An 18,505-nucleotide genomic window follows, 5' to 3' on the forward strand; every position below is an offset into this window, starting at 1 on the left:
CGACTACAATGTTTCCCCGAGTCCTCCTTTTACGCCTTTGAATACCGAGAATGGCACAAAGAGCCGGATGAATCGAATTCGAACGAACCTACAAACTAAAACCGGCTTCCGCTAAGGGACCCGGCCCAGCTTGCCCAGGTGGACTCAAGAGCGCCTCGCACGAAAAACGCACCGCAACCCAGATCACCCGCCGGCCCCTCGTATACGCTGCCGCGCAATGCAGCGCCTATACACGTATACACATCTCACGCGCTTCTCACACAACATCTCTGCAAGTCCGCGCTGACCGCGCACAACTTCGTGCCGACCACGCACAACAAAGGCAACATGCCGTTCTCAATTCGAGAAATAAATGAAGCGCAACGGCAAAATCTGAATCGTTCAGAAGCACATTTTCCCTAAACGTCCGAGTGTCCGAGTTCAAAAAAAAGAAATCTCTCGACGTTTAAGAACCAATACCAGGCCGAAAAAAAATCTCCTTCAACCGCTTTTGAACTTCGGAAGGTTCTTCCACAAACTTAAACTGACTGGTCTGCAATCGTTTTGAAAGTTTTAATTTTCGCTTCTGAATGTGTCCTCTTCTTGAAATCAAAAGTTCGACTTTATCTCCGGGTTTATACAACTTTAAAAGGTCCTTACGATTGCCCGAATGAATCCTTGTCCCTCCCAGAGCAATCCATTCATCTCCCTGACTTAAGTCAGTAGACGCATCCAATATCTTCCAATCCACTTTAGAAATATATAAATTACCTCGATCCTCTCGAGTCGCGAACCCCAACTCGATCCCCGGATTCGAATTCAGACGATGAATTCCTATCTTTGCAAGATAGGTTTCGATAGGAATCGGAATCGGCTTATTGAGATATTCCCCGAATTCCAGTTTGAGATCAACACCCGTGCTTTTTTTTGCGGATTGAAAAAACTCCGTTTTCGTAAACCCCCGCTTCTTGCCCAAATGATATGTACGATAGAGTTCGTTCATAACATCGATTAGACGGCGTTTCCCGGAAGTCTCCGATAGAAGATATAGATCCATCGCGAGCGCGAGAACCCCGCCTTTTACGTAATACGAAATTCCGGTATTGTGCGCATTGGGATCGTTCGGACGATTGTAGAATTTCGTCCAAGCGGTATAGGAAGAATCCTCCAAACTCATCCACGCCTCTCCCTCCGATTTTTCAAGGCTTTGTAGGTCTTCCATCACTTTAATTAGATAAGCCTCGGGACTGAGGTGTTTGGTCTTTAGTAGAAAGTATGCGTCATAAAACGAAGTGATCCCTTCCGCAATCCACAGTTCCCGAGTTAGGTTCGGCTTTTGATAGTCGAAAGGACCGAGTTCTATCGGACGAATCCTTTTCACATTCCAAAGATGAAAGTATTCGTGCGAAAGTAGTTCCAAAAGTTTTGCGTATCCATCTTTGGAAAGGGCTTTCAGCGGATCATACATATTTACGGAAGAATTGAGGTGTTCCAATCCTCCGTAGGCCCCCTCCGATAAAATCAGAATAAACAAATAACGCGCGTTCGGCGCTCCGCCGAACGCGGCAATCTGTTCACCCGTTATCTTTTGTAAATCGGGAATCAGACTTTTTATGACGGATTTATGTAATTCTCCTTCCAAAACTATATCGTGATCGCATTCTCCGGCCCGAAACGACTGAGTAGGACGGTTGGAGAGTAGAATCGGACAATCCAAAAATTCGTCCCAAGAGGAAGCGGTTCTTTTTTTCCCCTTGCCCTCCAAGCCGGAATGACAATATTTGAAAGGAAGAATATTCGATATTTCTAATGTTATTTCCGCCTTTTCGAGATCTTTCGGATATAAAAAAAGAGAAGGGGGATGCAGAAGACAGAATTCGGTCGTAAAGTAATTGGATCGGACTGAATAGTCGAATCCATAAACGACGTAACGAACCTTAAAGGATTCACCTTCCGAACGAATACTCCAAACATCCAGACCGATCGATTCTATCTCGAGCCGTTTCCCGTTTTTTCCGGAAAGAAAGGCTTCCATCTTATGAATGTGTCTGGAATAATCCCGCACCATATAAGAACCGGGAGACCATACGGGAAGCGAAAGTTGTATTTCTTTTTTCGGGGAAACGATCTCGATCTCCACCTGAAGATAGTGCCCCGAAAGTTGATATTCTTGTACGGAAAAATGGAACTTAGACAATCATACACCGCTGACGTTGGATATCTCTTGGAGAGTTTCCTGTACGGTGGTCGTCGGGTCAACTTTTCTCCAAACCTTCCTGATCTTTCCGTCCGGAGAAATCAAAAAGGAATCCCGGGAAAGCCCTTTAAACACCTTGCCTCTCCATTCCTGATCTCCATAAACTCCGAGCGCCTCGCTGAGTTTATGATCCGGATCGGAAAGAAGCGGGAAATTCAAAGAATACTTCTGAATGAAATTCCCGTGCGAGCTCAAGTCGTCCAAACTGACTCCGTAGACCTTTGCTCCGATCTTTTTGAATTCGCCTAAGTTATCCCGATAGCTGCACGCTTGTTTCGTACAACCGGGGGTGTCGTCCTTAGGATAAAAATAGAGTAATGTCCAAGACCCGGCTATGTCGTCGGGTAACTTGACGCTTTTTCCTTCCGTACTTTCCAAACTAACCGATGGCAAAGAGCCGCCTAATACTGAATCTGACATTCCGATTCCTCTGGGTTTATGATATTTCCGAAATATTCCGGTTCGTTTTATCCCGATAGAAACGATAGAGATCGGTTTGTTATCCGCAAGAAAGAATTACGTTTTTATCAAATAAAAATGTTGAAAATTATCTGTTAAAAACTTCTAATCCTTATACTTCGAGCGAAAAATCAATTTTTCTCATACGGAAATCACCCATTTTGAAAACGATCCTATCTTTATTTCTATTCTTATTGCCCGTATTATTACTTCCGGAATCCCCCGAACCGTGGAACCCAATCGACTTACGCAAAGGAGTTTGGTACGCGACGGAAGGCTTTCGCGAAGAATTTAAAAACGGAATCGATCCGTCCTCGTCCGGAGTCCGTAAAATCGAATCGTTCCCCATCATCCTCAACGAAGTTTTCCGAGTACCGATCGGAGAAGGATTGAAAGTTTACACTCTTCAAACCGAATTCCGCTTGGAAGCGAAGCTCAAAGAGTCAAAAATTTATAAACCGATTTTTTTGTATCTGGAATCGATCGGAGAAAACTGGGAAATTTTTCTAAACGGACATTCGCTCAAACGGGAAATCCATATGGATCCGACCGACAAAGAAATGTATTCCCGAAGAACGATCCGCAACTTCCGTTTGGCGATCGACTCCAGCCTTCTCAAGGAAGGACGAAACCTTCTCACCTTTCGAATGATCGGCGACGCCCCCGCGTCCGCGTTCTCCAAAAACGTGGACTTAGGATTTTACATCGACGGAGATTATTCGATCACGACCGAGCAGAAACTTTCCGGAGAAATTTCGACGCTGATCAATCTTTGCCTCAATACGATCTACGTTTTTTTCGGTCTGTATCATCTTCTCATTTTTGCGAAACGAAGAGAGGATCGTTACAATCTTTATTTCGGAATTTTCAGCGTTTGTATGGCGGTGTATTCTCTTTCTCGTTCGAGCATCGCGTTTGAAACGATCCAGGACACGACATGGATTACAAGAATTGAATATTCTTCCGTATCACTTCTTTCTCCGTTGTTTCTTTTATTCATGCAGGACTATTTTTACGGAAGGGCAAAATTCTCGAAGATATTATTCGGAATCCTGATTTTCAATCTGATCGTCGCCGTCGCGACCATCCTCGAACCGTTCCGTTATACGATGACAAGTCTCCGGATCTGGCAGATTTCCATTTTACCAACGCTGGTATATCTCCTTTACTTTATGGGGAAAGCGGTTTATCAGCGTAAAAAGGACGCGACTCTCATGGCGGTGAGCATGTTCACCGTGGTTTTTATCGCGGTCTACGACGTGATCGATTCCGTTTTTTTCCAATCGGGAATCCGGTTCACACAGTTCGCGTATTTTCTTTTCGTAGTCGCGTTAACCACCATTCTCGCGAACCGATTTATCTCGTTGTATCGTCAATCCGAAGACTTGAACATCGAACTCAGTCAACAAAAATTAGAACTCGCCAGACAAAAGAACGCATTCTTCCGATTCGTACCCGTACAATTTTTGAACGTATTGGGAAAGGATTCCGCGGTGGAAGTCAACCTAGGAGATTCGGTTCTCAAGGAAATGTCGGTTTTGTTTACGGACATACGTTCTTTCACCACGATTTCGGAACAGATGACCCCCGAGGAGAATTTTCGTTTTATCAACGATTACCTCGCGAGTATGGAACCCGTCGTTCAAAAACACGAAGGTTTCGTGGATAAGTTTATGGGCGACGGAATTCTGGCGTTATTTTCCGGGGAAGTCGAATCGAACCAATCAAAGTTTCACGGAAAAACCTCCGCAGACAAAGCGATCCTCGCGGCGATCGAGATGAAGAAAAAAGTTCAGACGATCAACGCGGAAGCGCGGACTTCCCACTTCAAAGGACTTAGAATCGGAATCGGAATCAACACGGGAAATCTGATGTTGGGTACGGTGGGAAGTCGTTCCAGACTCGATACGACCGTGATCGGAGACACGGTCAACGTGGCTTCCCGTTTGGAAAGTCTTACCAATCTCTATCGCGCGGATATTCTAGTCACGAAAAACACGTTATCAGCCATGACCATAGCCGAAGACCTTGCGATTCGAGAGATCGATTCGGTGGTCGTAAAAGGAAAAACGGATCCTATCATCATCTACGAAGTTTACGAAGCGGATGCGCCGCATGTCCGCAAACTCAAGGACGCCACGCTTTCTCTTCTCACGAGAGGAATCATTCTCTATAAGGTCGCCGATTTTCAGGAAGCCTTGATCAATTTTGAACAGGCTCTCAAGGTTTATCCGGAAGATATCGTATCCATACTCTACCGCAAACGTTGTAAGGAATACATAACCTCTCCGCCTACGGGCAACTGGATCGGCGTTCAACATCTATTAGAAAAATAGAATTCACTAATATTTGAATACGAACGCCGCTCCGAGCTGTGTCCTATAATCCTTGGAGGAAGGATACGGTCCCAAAGCGGGCAAACTCGTAAGATACATAGCGGCCACTTCTTCCCGATCGGGAGTTATCCTTAATATCGTCGCCCTTCCGATGCCCGAAAGATTGGCCCGGGTTTGGACGTGCGAATCGACTACCGTATGTGTCGCTTCCCAGACACCGGCTGATAAATTCACACCGAAGGTTTCCGTCAACCGGATATCGTATCCCATTTGCAGGCGATATCCTTTCATCATCGTATCGAACGTTCCTTTGCCGTAAGTGGTGATCGGAATTCTGAAATCCGGTTGTTGGGCAGGGCTTGCTGGATCCGCTGCGACGCCGTACACGGTTTCGCGCGAGATAAAATTCTGCTCCTCGTCCTTGTAAAATCCGTGGCTTAAAACGCTTTGAAAGTATTCCGCGCTGAAATAAATCCGAACACCTTCCGCCACTTCCAGACTATAACTCAATCCTAATACCGCGTTCAGATACGCTTCCGTATATTGGATCGTCTTATGCGAAAACGGATCCACTCTAGGAAACTCGAACACCGTGTTCGAGTTCAAAGAGTTGATACCGGAAACTGTCAAACGCGAATTGGAATTCAACTTCGCTAGGTTTCCGTAAAAGTCGGCTCCGATTCGAATTCCCAACGAGGACAAAAATTTATTCTTTCCGGAAGCGAAAGGGAGAACGTCGCCCGAATAACCGATCCTCATCGTATCCAAACGATTGCTTTGATAATAATAATCGAGCGCTGCGATCGACGTATAATTCGCGTTTGTCGGAGAACCGCTGACGAATTCGTAGGCGGCGCTTTCATATTGCAGATTTTGAATATGATTGGATTTGAATCCGGTATAGGAAAAAAGGAGATTACTTTTAAAATACTTTCCTCCGGGAATTCCGTTTCTACCGAGTTCGAACCCGATCCCTTTCATATCGCCGACCTTTGGATCGGAAAGTTTTAAAGAATTGGAATACGCCTGGTTGATCAAAAAAGACTGCGACATCAAAAGCGCGTTTTGTATCGTCCCCGAACGGACTTCCGTTTGTATGATCCTAAAAAAACCTTCCCGCCAGTGTCGTTTCCAATCCTCGGAAGCGGTGGAATTCTGTGCCGAAACCGAACCCAACAAAAACAAACAATAAACGACACAGCGCAAAATCCTAAATAAAACCCTCATTCTAAGACCTGACTCAATGGTTTTTACGAATACGTTTTTATCTCTGCGGAATTCGGTCAATTCCCATTAACGCTTGGAGCGCAACCGAATCGATTCCACATCGATATAAAACGAGTTAAATTCCGGAAGAGGTTATTTTTCACACCGAAACAATCGTTGCCAAAGCCAATTCGATCGGAAAGATTGACTTCAATCGTTTATCGATAAAAAGGACCGGCTCAATGATTTCTTATTCGATCTATAAAATGCTGCACATCTTCGGGATTCTTCTGCTCTTTACCGCGTTAGGCGGAGTCACTTTACACGTTTGGAACGGTGGAAATCGCGAGTTCTCCAATCGTAAGGTCATCGCCATCACGCATGGAATCGGACTTTTTCTCATCTTACTCGGAGGATTCGGAATGTTGGCTCGGCTCGGTATCATCTGGCCTTGGCCGGGCTGGGTGATCGCTAAGTTTGCGATCTGGCTTGCCTACGGCGGGCTTCTTTCCGCGGTTTATAAAAAACCTTCGTTCGCAAAAGTATTCTGGCTTGGGTTTCCCCTGTTGGGATTGCTCGTGTCCTATATCGTATTGTATAAACCTTTCTAAAAAAATATTTCGAAAACTTTCGTATCGCTAAAAAAGAAATTCCAATCGAGGGAAAGAAGAGATGGCAAAAGCGTCCGCATCCAAACAAGTTTCTAAGACAAAAAAAGATCCTCAGATAAAACCGATCACCGATTTTTTAGGATCCAGGGATCTTCCGCATCCGGTGGATCGTTTGGAGGACGTTCGCAAACGAGCCCGTAAATTCCGCGAGAAGATGCTTTCCGGTTCGCAGGTGGTTTTTTACCGTTCCTACGATTTGGTTCGGGTTCCTTATCCGACACGTTATGCGCTCTTGAACGCGTATTCTCTTCCAACCCCTTATATGCACATCCTCAATCGTCTATTCATCGTTCAATACAAAACCGCGGCGGGAATTAAAACGTTACTTTTTTCCCCGTCGGATTTGGACGGAAATGCGGAAACTCCGTTTTTCAAACGTCTTGCGGAAAGTTTCGGCCCTTTCCAATCCTTGGGTAAAAAAATCATCGCACCGATTTTGAATACCGTCGAAGAATGTCTACAAGATGCGGGCATCGCTCCGGAAAAAGTGGATTATATCTCGTATGATCACCTTCATACGCAGGACATCCGCAAATGGCTCGGCGCAAACGGAGAAAAAGGATATTTTCCGAACGCGAAACTTCTCGTAATGCGCGAAGAATGGGACGCAGTACAGGGTTTACTTCCTCCACAAGCGGATTGGTATTGTCCGAACGGAACGGGCGGAGTTTCCGAAGATCGTATCGTAATCCTCGACGGAGACGTGGAGTTAGGGCAAGGAATCGCTCTCATTCGTACGCCCGGTCATACCTACGGCAATCATTCCCTTGTGGCCCATACACCGGAAGGGATTTTCGTTTCGAGCGAAAACGGCGTCAGCGCGGACAGTTATTCCCCTTTGAAATCCAGAATTCCCGGAGTCAAAAAATACGCCAGAGCCACGGGGATGGAAGTGATCCTCAACGGAAATACTCTGGAAATCGGGCTGGATCAATATATTTCCATGGTGCAGGAAAAGGAGATGGCCGGAATTTCCTCGCGGAACGGGGATTTTTACAACGTGATGCCTTCGTCCGAAATGACGAGTTACTGGTTGTTTCCCGGCACGGCACCGACGTTCAGTTTCGGAAGGTTGTCGTTCGGAAGCCCGGTCGTATAACACGGATTTTACGGGAGAACAACATGATTTTATTGATTACCGGATGTGCGGGCGGACTCGGAAAAAAATTGGCCGAGGACGCGTTCGAAGCGGGCCACTCGATTCTTATCACGGATATCAACGAAAAGGAACTCAAAAAATTCGCGACTCCTTGGAAAAAGGAAACGGATCGAGTAATCGTTTCAAAACTGGATGTCACTTCCCCCGCCGATTGGAAAAAAGTGATCGATCTCGCGTATAAAAAGTGGGGACGACTGGACGCGCTTCTAAACGTCGCGGGATATCTTCTCCCGGGATATATCTACGAGGTTCCCGTTACCCAAATCGACCGTCATATGGACATCAATGCCAAAGGAGTAATGTACGGAACGAGAGAAGCGGCGATTCGTATGACGGAGGCAAAAGCGGGTCATATCGTAAACATCGCGTCTCTTGCGGGAGTGGCTCCGATTTCGGGGATCGCTTTGTATTCCACTTCGAAATTCGCGGTCCGCGGTTTTTCTCTTGCGATCGCTCAGGAACTCAGGGCGAAAAACGTTTTCGTAACGGTCGTTTGTCCGGACGCAATCAAAACCCCGATGTTGGATCTGCAAAAAGATTACGAACAAGCCTCGATGACGTTTTCGGGGGACAAGGTTCTGACAGCGGAAGAGGTGTCTAAGATCGTATTGGGTAAGGTCCTTTCCCAAAAACCTCTGGAACTTTTGATTCCGCAGAGCAGGGGGATCCTCGCAAAAATAGGAAATTTTTTTCCATCTTCCGCAGCCGTCTTAGGTCCGATGTTGCGCAAAAAAGGTCTAAAAAAACAATCCAACTATGTAAAAGGATAATTTGAATCGAAGTTCGTTTCCGGCGTAGGATTTTAGAACCCGGTCGAAGTTCGATTTCTTAGACAAGACTCGAATGCAAACCCGTACCCCGATGACAGTCGGTGTGATGGCCGGATACGCCGCGGCGGAAATCGGCATCACCGCCGTCGAAGTATTAGCGCAGATTTATCTTTTGGAATTTTTCGTGAGCGCCGTGGGGTTGAAAGCCTCTTTGGCGGGTTTGGCCTTGTCTTTGGCGGTTTTGTGGGACGCGATCTCGGATCCATTGATGGGAACGATTTCGGATCGAACCAAAACCAAATTCGGCAAACGAAGACCTTACATTCTCGTCGGCGGTTTTTTGTTGGCGATGTCGATTTACTGGATGTTTTCCCCTCCGCAACTCGAAACACAAACCGAAAAGTTCTTTTTCCTTTTGGGAATATATTTGTTGGTCAATACCGCGATGACCGTGCTCGCGGTTCCGCATATCGCACTCGGCGGAGAAATGACTTTCGTTCCCTCGGAACGAACTCGGATTTTCGGTTGGAGATTTTTTTTCAGCAACGTGGGATTCATTCTGGTTTTGATTCTTCCCTCCGTGTTCTCCCAAATTTTTCCGTCGATCAACGAAACGTCTCGGCTTTTGATCACGCGTAGTTATACCGCGATGACCATAGCAGGGATTTTGATTTTCACTTCGATTTTGACTTTTTTTTGCACCAAGGGACGGGATCGCTCCGAAACGGAAAACGGCGACGATTCGAGATCGGAAGAGGTCGCGTTTCGATCGTATTCTAAAACTTCACGCGCCGGTAAACCTTCCATCGTCCGGACCTGGACGAAAAACCTGAAAACCGTATTCAAAAACCTTTATTTTCTCCCTCTGATCGCCGCGTTTATCATCGCTACGTTCGGCCGAACGTTCAATTCTTCTATCGTCAACCTATATTACAAATATAGAATCCGTCTGACGGAAAGCGAAATCGGACTCTGGATCCTGCTTCCGTTCGTGGTTTGTCTGATTCTTTCCATCTTTCTTTGGGTGTATCTTTCCGGCCAATTCGGCAAAAAGAAGCCCGCATTCTGGGGAATTTTCCTTCTCGGAATCATGACCGTCGTCGTTTATCCGCTTTTTCCGGAACGCGCAGTGGTTCCGATTTTTTTTACGGCGGTGCTCGGCGGTTTTTTCGCCGGTGCGGTTTTATTGTTCGATTCCTTGGTTGCCGATATCGTCGATTATGACGAACTCAAAACGGGTCAAAAACGGGAAGGTTGGTTTTTCGGACTTTGGAAGATGGCCACCAAAACGGCGCGGGCACTCGGTTTAGGACTCGGAGGATTTTTGTTGGGTGAAATCGGATACCAGGAAGGATCTCTGGAACAAATTCCGGAACTCGGGTTTCGACTATCGATTTTGTTCGGTCCCGTAGTGGGCGGTCTTTTTCTTTTAGGGGCTTTCGTTTTCCTGGCTATGCCTTTGACGGGGGAACGTCACGTTCGAATTCAATCTCTTCTTCTACGAAAACGGGAAATCAGAAAAAAAATTCGAACGTAGGAATTCCTATCAAACGGTTTTGTATTTTTTACGGATGTTACGAAGCGCGTCTTCCCGTGATTTTTCCCGAATTGCGGCTCTGAGATTTTTTTTAACGGGGATGTACGATTCCGTACTCGCAAGAGTTTTGTGACCCAAAAATTCCTTCACCTCGTCCAAAGGAGCCCCGTCCGCAATCATATGCAAAGCACGACTGTGTCGTAACGTAAAAACGGTCACCGGGCTGGTGATTCCCGAATTTTTTCCGATTTCGGAAATGATTCGTTCGACGTTGCGGGAAGTCGTATGCGATCCGTTCTGTTTTCCGGGAAACAAATACGAATTTGCGGAAACCAAAACTTCCTTTTCGTATTTTTTGATCAGAGAAATCAATTCGGACTGAAGCTCCAAAGATCTGGTTTGTGAAGGAACGGTGGAACGGATCTGAATCATTCTACGTTTTAAATCCAAATGCGTCCATTTGAGGGAGATTAATTCGCCGACACGGAGCCCGCCGAAATACACCAAACCGCACATCAGTTCGTGTTTTGGATTTGCGGAAGCGGTTTTGAGGATGTTCTGCATTTCCTTATACGTAATCGCGTTTGGATTATTGTATTCGCGCACCGGTCTCTGAAAGTCGCGGAAAAGATCCATTTTCATCACGTCTTCGAAGAACATCTTCAAGGAACTTACGTTGATTTGAATGGTGGAAGAAGAGACCTTCTTCTTTTTCAGATGATCCATATACCGATTCAAATCCTTGATCGTGATCTTTTCTGCGGGTTTATCCGCAAAGTTGAGAAAGTCCACGTTGTATTTGAGATAGGTATAAGCGGTAGCCTTCTTATAATTCCTCTGACGGATGATTTTCACCAGTCTCTCGATCGAATGTTGATTCTTCTTAGGAGCTTCCAATTCTGTCATCTCTCTCTTCCCGAAAACGAAAGAATGGACAAAGTTAGTTGTCATTCCACGGTTTCATTCTTCTTTTTTACGTATTTGAAAAAAAGAAATCAAATATTTCCAAATTGTGTCAATTCAATATTCGATTTTCTGGAGAATTCTGGAACAAATCTCTTCCACCTTGCCATCATCGATTGAAAGGTAATGATCGGAAGCGTTTCGGTAGTGGGGAAGTCTGGTTTCTAAAATGGAACGATACGAAGTTATAGCGCTTAACGGAGGTCGGGTCGGGTCGTTTTGAATCTTCTCGACTAAGGACTCCACGGAGCGGGACAAACCGATTACGGTCGAAATCGACCGCAAGAGTTCGATTTTTTTCGGACTCGGAACCTCAATTCCTTTGTCATCCAAATCAAATAGAATTCCACCTCCGCAGTCTAAGATAATTCCTTCCGCGGATTTCAACTTTTCTATAATTCGGTATTCCAATTCCCGAAACGGTTTCCAATCTCCGTTCGTTTTTCGTATGAATTCCGGAATCGAAATTCCTCCGAGTTCATACACGGCGACCATATCCGTGGAAACGACGGGCATTCCAGTCAGTTTGGAAAGTTTACGGGAAACCTTGGACTTACCGACCCCTCGGGGACCGATCAAGGAAATATTTTTTTTCAAGCCTGGATCAACTCGCGGATATGTTTTTGTATTTCCGGCAATACCGTATAATACATCTGCAAGTCAGAGTCCGATATTCCCAAAATCTGCAAAGCCTTATTGGAAACTGGAACGGTCAATCCGGCGATATCGATTCCGACTCCGGCGGTAATGGAAATCGTATGAGCTATATGTACAGTAGCGACTAACTCGGGGAATTCGATTTCTTCTTCGGGACGATCGTATTTCGCGGCGACATGAACGAGTTCCTTGGGGAAATTCCATTTTTCCAAAAGTTTGGCGCCCGCTTCCTGGTGTGTATATCCGAAATGTTTTTTTTCCAATTCCGAAAAAGCGACCGTTTGCTGTTTCAGCTCTTCGCGCAAAATCACTAACACGGAGGGAAAAAAATCGGCGAGGATCACCTTACCGATGTTATGCAGAAGTCCTCCGGTAAAGGCGAGATCCGAACCGATCTTCAGTTTTTTTTGCTCACAGATTCGTTTGGACAATTCCGCAACGGTGAGAGAATGAATCCAGTTGTCGTCCCCGTCGAGTTGATATCCTTTGAGATCCTTTTTTAAAATTCCTTTCGCCGCGGTCAAAAGGATAATATCCTTTACGGTTTTGGTTCCCAAGGTCATCAGAGATTCCTGCACCGTCTTGATCGGTTTTGCCGCGCGGTAATACGCGGAGTTGGAAAGTTTGATCACTTCCGTAGTCAAACCGGGATCGTTCGAAATTTCCTTAGCCAGGTCGGGAATCGCCACGTCCTGATTTTGAACCATCTGCATCACTTTCGTAACCACGGAGGAAATGCGGGGAAGCTGGGCGTCGTTTAAGAAGAGCTGGTCTATTTTTTCTTTCATCTTTCTTACCTGACCTTATAGAGGTATTTTTCAAACCCCGCCTTTTTCAAAAGGACTCGGCCGTCGTCGAGATATAAACTGATCGTTCGCCCTTCGTTGCCGCCGACGTCCTCCACGATGAGTGGAATTTTACTTTGTTCTAAAATAGCTCTTGCGGTGAGAATATTCTGCTCTCCGATATTTTGGAGAAAACTGGATTGAACCCCTTTGAACATGGAAGCCCCTCCGAAGAGACGCACGGAATATTCTCCGGGACGACATCCCAACTCGGTCATTTTTTTTATCAAAAGGGGAATCGCAGTTTCCGCGTACTTAAGAGGATTTTTTTGGGAATCCTTTCCGCCCGGATCTTTGGACAACATAAAATGTACCATCGCTCCGACCTTTTTTTCGGGAGCGTAGAATACGACTCCGATGCAGGAACCGAGAGTCGTTCTGAGAACTTCCGGAGACTGACCCGCCTGCAAATCCGCGATTCCAACGTTGATTATCTTCGTTCCTTTTCCCAGCATTTGTATCCAAATATCCCGGCGTTGTATCTAGTTTTAAAAGAATATGCGAGAGAATAGGTCGTGTCTCTAATTCTTCAATACTTTTTTAGGACGTCGCAAAGAACCGAATACCACAAGTGGGAAACATGGGAAAGTCGGATCGGATACGACTCCTAAAAACGGGAGAATTTCATTTTACTCGACGGTCCCGATTTCCTACGCTGTTTCTGGAATGGCAAAAAAAACTCTCAAAGAAAAAACGAAACCGGAACGTAAAAAAAAGGAAACGGATTCGGAACCGATCGAATCCTTTTCACTCGGCAAGGTTCCCGTTACCATTTTAGGAACGGCTCATATCAGCCAAAAAAGCATCGACGAAGTGCAAAGAATCATCCGTGCGGAAAAACCGGATACGATCTGCGTGGAACTCTGCAACTCCAGAATGCGTTCGGTCAAAGATTCGGAACATTGGAAAAAACTGGATATATTCAAAGTTTTTAAAGAACGAAAGATGTATCTCCTTCTTTCGAGTCTGATTCTCTCCGCGTTCCAAAAAAAACTGGGCAAAGGTTCCATTCGTCCGGGAGACGAAATGAGAATGGCCATTTCCGAAGCAGAAAGGACCGGAGCCAGAATCGTTCCCATCGACCGAGAGGTTTCCACCACTCTCAAACGGGCTTGGTGGAACATCGGACTTTTCAACCGGATGATCCTTCTTTCCGCGTTGATCACTTCCTTGTTCGTACGCGAAGACATATCCGAGGAAAAAATCGAAGAGATGAAATCGGAAGACGTTTTGAAGGATCTTTTTTCCCAACTTCCGAAACGATACGAATCCATCAAAAACGTGATCATCGACGAACGCGATTCCTATCTCGCACAGAGAATCCGCGAAGCGGCGCGAGACGGTAAAAAAGTTTTTGCGGTCGTAGGCGCCGGACATCTTCAAGGGATCATGAATCACATACACGAGGATAAGGACATTTCCGAACTGGATCACCTTCCGCAAAAAACGGCTCTGGATCGTTGGAAAGGACTTTTGGTTCCCGGGATTTTTTTGGCTCTCATTCTTACGGTGTTTTACTTCGGAGGAAGACAACAAGGACAGGAATTCGTGCTCCGTTGGATTCTGGTCAAAGGCGCCTTAGCCGCGTTAGGCGCCATCGTCGCGTTGGCTCATCCTCTATCCGTGATCGTAGCGTTTTTGGCGGCTCCGGTGGGAAACTTTAATCCGGTGATAAAACCGGGTTGGGTCGCTGCCTTGACCGAATCCTGGTTACGCAAACCTCTCGTGGAGGATTTCGAGCGAATCGGACAGGATTCAGAACACTGGAAGGGTTACTGGAAGAACAACGTGATCCGCATCTTTATGGTGTTTATGCTTCCTCAAATCGGAAGCAGCATCGGAACGTTCATCGTCACGGCGGATCTATTCCGAATTCTCAAAGGGTTTTTGTGAGATCTCCGCTCCGAAAGGGAAAGACCGTTTTTTATACGGTTCTATTTTTTTTCGGAGCGTTTTCCCTCGTCGCACAGAGCGTTTCGCAGATTTCCGAATTCGTTCCGGAAGTTGTCATGGAAGGAATCGATCTTCAACCGTATCTAACGTATTACGAGGACAAAAACGGACGAACTTCCTTTCCGGAGATACAAAAAACGTTCCGCTCCGGTAAATCGATTCCTTTATTCAATAACAGCCTGGGTTATTCGGATTCCGTATTTTGGATCAGACTTCCCGTGGCCAATCCGGAAAAGGCGACGAGAAACTGGGTGCTTCAATACGACTATAGCCTGATCGATTCCATACAATTGTATTCGGTCAGAAACGGTTCTCTGCCTCTTGTGATTTCCGGAGACGAACTTCCGTTTTCCTCCCGTTTGACGGAACACAGGAATTTTCCGTTTCAACTCAGCGAACCGCCCCTTTCCAAAAACGATTATTATCTGAGAATCCAATCCAAGAGTTCCGTAGTAATTCCGCTTCTCGCGTTTTCCAGAACCGAATTCCTCGAATTCAGCGCCAAAGAATATACCGCTTTAGGCATTTATTACGGAACGATGGCGGTGATGTTCGTTTACAACCTATTTCTTCTCATAACGACTCGCGATAAAAGTTATCTCTATTATAGTATATTCATTTTTTTTGATATACTTTTCGAAACCACCTTAAACGGACTATCGTTCCAATTTTTTTGGCCGGACTATCCGGCTTGGGGAAACGTTTCTCTTCCGTTTTTTATGTTCTGCGCTTTTTTGGCGGCTTGTCTCTTCGGAAAGTCCTTTTTAGAATCCGAAAAGACGACTCCGATCACGGATAAGTTCTATTATCCCGTCATGGGTTTATCTCTGATCGGCTGCGTCGGATCGCTGACTTTTTTCAGTTATACGTTCAGCGTCGTGTCAAGCATCGTCGTTCTTCTGTTGGTGCTCCTGCTGCTTCTCATAAACAGTCTGCAGTGCGTGTGGAAGGGACATCGACCGGCGAAATTTTTTTTGACCGCCTGGTCGGTCCTCATCTTAGGAAGTTTTTTATACGCGATGAAGGCGTTCGGAATTTTTCCGGACAACTTCTTCACACAATGGGGTCTGCAGATCGGTTCCGCAATCGAAGTCGCGCTTTTATCGTTCGGACTCGCCGACAGAATCAAACAACTTTCCATCGAATTGGAAATCCAAGCCGAAACGTTGAGCGTATTAAAATCGAGACAGGAACAATCCGCGATCCAATACAAAAATCTTTACGAGGGAGAAGAGGACTTTCTTTTCAACCTGGATTCCAACGGGAACATCACCGGTGCGAATCGATCGATTTCCACGTTCTTGGGTTTTAAACCGCAGGACGTGGTCGGAAAGAATTTTCTGGAATTGATGTACAACACGGGCGGGCTCGAAGACGCATTCAAAAAATTGTATGTGATGGAGCGTATGGAGGAACTTTCCGCTACGGGAAAACCGGCTTATTTTCGAGCCGATTTCCTTCAAAAATACCTGAAGGAACCGAAAGAACTCCAAGTACGTCTTCAGATTCTCGAACACGGAACCGGAAGAGAAATGCTCGGAAGGGCGTACGAACCGGATCAGGATCTGATGGGAAGATTTCTGGACGAGGAGCGGATCGTATTCTCCGTAAACAACTATCTGCAAAACGCGGAACTTTTGAGTCAAAGGTTGACGTTCAATCTCGTTCGGTTTACGGATCCCGCGGTCGCGCTTTCCATCCGAACCAGTCTGCGCGAGATGTTGATCAACGCGATCGAACACGGAAATCTAAACATCTCCCACGAAGACAAGGCTAAGTCCTTAAAAAACGGAACCTATTTCCAGTTCATTCTCGCGAGACAAAACGATCCGTATTACAGGGACAAAAAAATTATCGTGGAATATTTTCTTTCCAGACAGAAAGTGGGGTATAGAATCACCGACGAAGGTAAGGGTTTCAACCACGCGAGGACGATGCGAAACGCTCTCTCCAAAACATCCGATTCCGTCCCTCCGCAGACGAGGGGAATCGCTTTTGCGCTTTCCACGTTCGACGTAGTCCGTTTCAACTCCGCCGGCAACCGAGTGACTCTCGTGAAACATTTTTGATATGAAATATAAGAATTTTATAATTTTCTTTACGATCATCTTTCTTGGTCTTCCGGTCTGCACGCGGCAAAACCGTTCCGTTAAACGAAACGCGCCTCAACCTCTCGCCGCCGCTCTTTCGGAAATCTCGCAATCCCTCAAAAAGCAGATCCAAACCTCGAAAAACGACCGCTTCCCGGCGAGAAAATCGCCCCTAAAACTCGCCGTATTACCGTTGTTAAACGAAAGCGGAAACGTGACCTCCTTGGGAGCCGGAATATCCCGTCAATTGATTCCCGTTTTAAACGAACCAGATCGAATCGTTCTCGTGGAAAAATCCCAACTCGACCGGTTGATCGACGAACAAAGTTTTCAAAAAACCGGGCTTGTACTTTCGGAAGAATCTTTGGAAATAGGAAAACTTTCGGGAGCGGATTTACTTTTACTCGGTACGGTCCAATTCGACGACCAGTTTTTTCGACTACAGATTCGGGTCGTTTCCCTACAATCGGGAGAAATTCTCGCGGTTTCGGAATCCGTCTTCGATTCGGACGACACACTTTACAATCAATCGCGAGAAATCCAAAAACGTTAAACGACTTTGAAATCCGTTTGTGATCCGGTGACGTATTCGGGTCGTTTCCGGTTTTCGTACGGGGATTTCCGTATTTTCAACCGAACCACGCCTTCGGAGCGAAGTTTCGTCTAACGTTTTTTCTTTTTTTTCGGCAACGGTTTCGGATAACGTTTCGATTTTGCGGGGGTTATCGATGTTTTCTTCTCGGTTTTGCCCGCGGCCCCGGATTTTTTTTGCGCGGAAACGGAAGGAGCTCGTGTTTTGGTTTTGGTTTGGACCTTTGCCGATTTTTTTCTCGATCCGGAAACGACCGGTTTCTTCGATCCTTTCCTAATCTTGGAACCGGATGTTTCTTTCGTCGCGGAAGAGGAAAGAGCCGCGGCCCGTTTCGCTTCCAGAGAAGCCGCGCTCGGATAATAGTGGATCAAAAATTCCAGGATGGTTCTTATATTCTCGCTTTTACGGACTTGATTGAAATTGCCGGGAATATCGAACCAAAGATCCCGTTCTTCCCCGTAAACGGAAGAAGAAGCCGGTAAAAAAATAAATTCCCGAAACGGAGCCAGGGGATGAAACCGATCCATAAACAGAAACGTCTTAAACAATTCCTTGAGATATGCGGAACCGTAACGCAACCCGGCGGCCGGCCAAATCCAAAATAGATGACTTCCGCGGAACGGAGTTCCCAGCGTAACCAAACCGCGGATTTTTTGTCGGCTCCGATCCGGCAACAAAAGGGTCACAAGTCCTCCCGTATTGTGAGCGAGCAAAACGGATTTCGGCGGAATCTCATCCATCTGTTTCGCCAACGTTTCCACCGCCTTACGGGTGTTCAAAAAAACGGGAGGAAGTCTCAAGATTCTAGGTTGGTATCCTTGACGCTCGAGCGCGGAGCATAACTTGGAATAGAACAAAGGCCCCGAAAAAAATCCGGTCACGACGTAAATATCGCCTCGGGAAAGATTGCGATCCTTCGCGGAAGGAATAAGCGAGAGTATTACGGAAACGATAAATTCGAAAATTTCGGAAAGAAAATAGAAAAGTGTGCGTAAGGTCGAAACGATTTTTTTCATGAGAATGGCTTGAAG

Annotated in this window: 16 protein-coding genes; 8 read left to right on the plus strand and 8 right to left on the minus strand. The window is 46.0% G+C overall.

Features of this window, described 5'->3' with window-relative positions; translation table 11 throughout:
- Positions 1-445 precede the first annotated feature (445 nt).
- Positions 446-2,176, minus strand: coding sequence for a M61 family metallopeptidase (locus EHQ17_RS09880; protein WP_135593319.1), 1,731 nt, complete (start codon positions 2,174-2,176; stop codon positions 446-448).
- The gene (locus EHQ17_RS09885; RefSeq protein ID WP_135593317.1) at positions 2,177-2,656 is read right to left on the minus strand and encodes a peroxiredoxin; all 480 of its coding nucleotides are present in this window, start codon (positions 2,654-2,656) and stop codon (positions 2,177-2,179) included.
- Positions 2,657-2,856: 200 nt separating this feature from the next.
- Between EHQ17_RS09885 and EHQ17_RS09890 the strand changes: the two genes are divergently transcribed.
- Positions 2,857-5,031: a 7TM diverse intracellular signaling domain-containing protein gene (locus EHQ17_RS09890; RefSeq protein ID WP_135593315.1), complete on the plus strand. Its 2,175-nt coding sequence runs from the start codon at positions 2,857-2,859 to the stop codon at positions 5,029-5,031.
- Between the two features lie 6 nt (positions 5,032-5,037).
- Here the strand turns inward: EHQ17_RS09890 and EHQ17_RS09895 are convergent, their stop codons facing one another.
- A complete protein-coding gene (locus EHQ17_RS09895; protein WP_135593313.1) occupies positions 5,038-6,258 on the minus strand; it encodes a hypothetical protein in 1,221 nt (406 codons plus the stop codon).
- 221 nt (positions 6,259-6,479) lie between these two features.
- Here EHQ17_RS09895 and EHQ17_RS09900 point away from each other — a divergent pair, with 221 nt between their 5' ends.
- The 4 genes from EHQ17_RS09900 (at position 6,480) to EHQ17_RS09915 (ending at position 10,374) form a co-directional block, all read left to right on the plus strand.
- The gene (locus EHQ17_RS09900) at positions 6,480-6,848 is read left to right on the plus strand and encodes a hypothetical protein (RefSeq protein ID WP_135593311.1); all 369 of its coding nucleotides are present in this window, start codon (positions 6,480-6,482) and stop codon (positions 6,846-6,848) included.
- 61 nt (positions 6,849-6,909) lie between these two features.
- Positions 6,910-8,007 (plus strand): MBL fold metallo-hydrolase, encoded by a 1,098-nt coding sequence (locus EHQ17_RS09905; protein ID WP_135593309.1) that lies wholly within the window; start codon positions 6,910-6,912, stop codon positions 8,005-8,007.
- A gap of 23 nt (positions 8,008-8,030) precedes the next feature.
- The gene (locus EHQ17_RS09910; RefSeq protein ID WP_135593307.1) at positions 8,031-8,837 is read left to right on the plus strand and encodes an SDR family oxidoreductase; all 807 of its coding nucleotides are present in this window, start codon (positions 8,031-8,033) and stop codon (positions 8,835-8,837) included.
- Positions 8,838-8,910: 73 nt separating this feature from the next.
- A complete protein-coding gene (locus tag EHQ17_RS09915; RefSeq protein ID WP_135593305.1) occupies positions 8,911-10,374 on the plus strand; it encodes an MFS transporter in 1,464 nt (487 codons plus the stop codon).
- Positions 10,375-10,383: 9 nt separating this feature from the next.
- Here the strand turns inward: EHQ17_RS09915 and EHQ17_RS09920 are convergent, their stop codons facing one another.
- From EHQ17_RS09920 to EHQ17_RS09935, 4 genes are all read right to left on the minus strand, one after another.
- Complete coding sequence (locus tag EHQ17_RS09920) at positions 10,384-11,280, minus strand: tyrosine-type recombinase/integrase (protein WP_135593303.1); 897 nt, start codon at positions 11,278-11,280, stop codon at positions 10,384-10,386.
- A gap of 114 nt (positions 11,281-11,394) precedes the next feature.
- Positions 11,395-11,934, minus strand: a complete 540-nt coding sequence (locus tag EHQ17_RS09925; RefSeq protein WP_135593301.1) for a shikimate kinase — start codon at positions 11,932-11,934, stop codon at positions 11,395-11,397.
- Positions 11,931-12,782, minus strand: coding sequence for an HDOD domain-containing protein (locus EHQ17_RS09930; RefSeq protein WP_135593299.1), 852 nt, complete (start codon positions 12,780-12,782; stop codon positions 11,931-11,933). Before EHQ17_RS09930 ends, EHQ17_RS09925 begins: the two co-directional genes overlap by 4 nt.
- A gap of 5 nt (positions 12,783-12,787) precedes the next feature.
- Positions 12,788-13,294 carry a chemotaxis protein CheD gene (locus EHQ17_RS09935; RefSeq protein WP_135593297.1) on the minus strand — a complete coding sequence of 169 codons (507 nt, stop codon included), beginning with the start codon at positions 13,292-13,294 and terminating at the stop codon, positions 12,788-12,790.
- Positions 13,295-13,505: 211 nt separating this feature from the next.
- Here EHQ17_RS09935 and EHQ17_RS09940 point away from each other — a divergent pair, with 211 nt between their 5' ends.
- From EHQ17_RS09940 to EHQ17_RS09950, 3 genes are read left to right on the plus strand one after another with little or no spacing between them, the layout of a single operon-like run.
- The gene (locus tag EHQ17_RS09940; protein ID WP_135593295.1) at positions 13,506-14,732 is read left to right on the plus strand and encodes a TraB/GumN family protein; all 1,227 of its coding nucleotides are present in this window, start codon (positions 13,506-13,508) and stop codon (positions 14,730-14,732) included.
- Entirely contained in the window at positions 14,729-16,861 is a 2,133-nt protein-coding gene (locus tag EHQ17_RS09945) for a 7TM diverse intracellular signaling domain-containing protein (protein WP_135593293.1), read from the plus strand. The genes EHQ17_RS09940 and EHQ17_RS09945 overlap by 4 nt, the downstream gene beginning before the upstream one ends.
- A 1-nt stretch (position 16,862) precedes the next feature.
- Positions 16,863-17,435: a CsgG/HfaB family protein gene (locus tag EHQ17_RS09950; protein ID WP_135593291.1), complete on the plus strand. Its 573-nt coding sequence runs from the start codon at positions 16,863-16,865 to the stop codon at positions 17,433-17,435.
- 110 nt (positions 17,436-17,545) lie between these two features.
- On the opposite strand, the gene EHQ17_RS09955 is transcribed toward EHQ17_RS09950, so the two are convergent.
- Positions 17,546-18,490: an alpha/beta hydrolase gene (locus EHQ17_RS09955; RefSeq protein ID WP_135593289.1), complete on the minus strand. Its 945-nt coding sequence runs from the start codon at positions 18,488-18,490 to the stop codon at positions 17,546-17,548.
- Positions 18,491-18,505: the final 15 nt, after the last annotated feature.

This window comes from Leptospira gomenensis (assembly GCF_004770155.1).
Lineage (GTDB): Bacteria > Spirochaetota > Leptospiria > Leptospirales > Leptospiraceae > Leptospira > Leptospira gomenensis.

Bases quoted from the DNA above. Each gene is read 5' to 3' on its own strand.
- EHQ17_RS09885 (WP_135593317.1), bottom strand. From the start codon at position 2,656: ATGTCAGATTCAGTATTAGGCGGCTCTTTGCCATCGGTTAGTTTGGAA.
- EHQ17_RS09895 (WP_135593313.1), bottom strand. From the start codon at position 6,258: ATGAGGGTTTTATTTAGGATTTTGCGCTGTGTCGTTTATTGTTTGTTT.
- EHQ17_RS09900 (WP_135593311.1), top strand. From the start codon at position 6,480: ATGATTTCTTATTCGATCTATAAAATGCTGCACATCTTCGGGATTCTT.
- EHQ17_RS09905 (WP_135593309.1), top strand. From the start codon at position 6,910: ATGGCAAAAGCGTCCGCATCCAAACAAGTTTCTAAGACAAAAAAAGAT.
- EHQ17_RS09910 (WP_135593307.1), top strand. From the start codon at position 8,031: ATGATTTTATTGATTACCGGATGTGCGGGCGGACTCGGAAAAAAATTG.
- EHQ17_RS09915 (WP_135593305.1), top strand. From the start codon at position 8,911: ATGCAAACCCGTACCCCGATGACAGTCGGTGTGATGGCCGGATACGCC.
- EHQ17_RS09920 (WP_135593303.1), bottom strand. From the start codon at position 11,280: ATGACAGAATTGGAAGCTCCTAAGAAGAATCAACATTCGATCGAGAGA.
- EHQ17_RS09930 (WP_135593299.1), bottom strand. From the start codon at position 12,782: ATGAAAGAAAAAATAGACCAGCTCTTCTTAAACGACGCCCAGCTTCCC.
- EHQ17_RS09935 (WP_135593297.1), bottom strand. From the start codon at position 13,294: ATGCTGGGAAAAGGAACGAAGATAATCAACGTTGGAATCGCGGATTTG.
- EHQ17_RS09940 (WP_135593295.1), top strand. From the start codon at position 13,506: ATGGCAAAAAAAACTCTCAAAGAAAAAACGAAACCGGAACGTAAAAAA.
- EHQ17_RS09950 (WP_135593291.1), top strand. From the start codon at position 16,863: ATGAAATATAAGAATTTTATAATTTTCTTTACGATCATCTTTCTTGGT.
- EHQ17_RS09955 (WP_135593289.1), bottom strand. From the start codon at position 18,490: ATGAAAAAAATCGTTTCGACCTTACGCACACTTTTCTATTTTCTTTCC.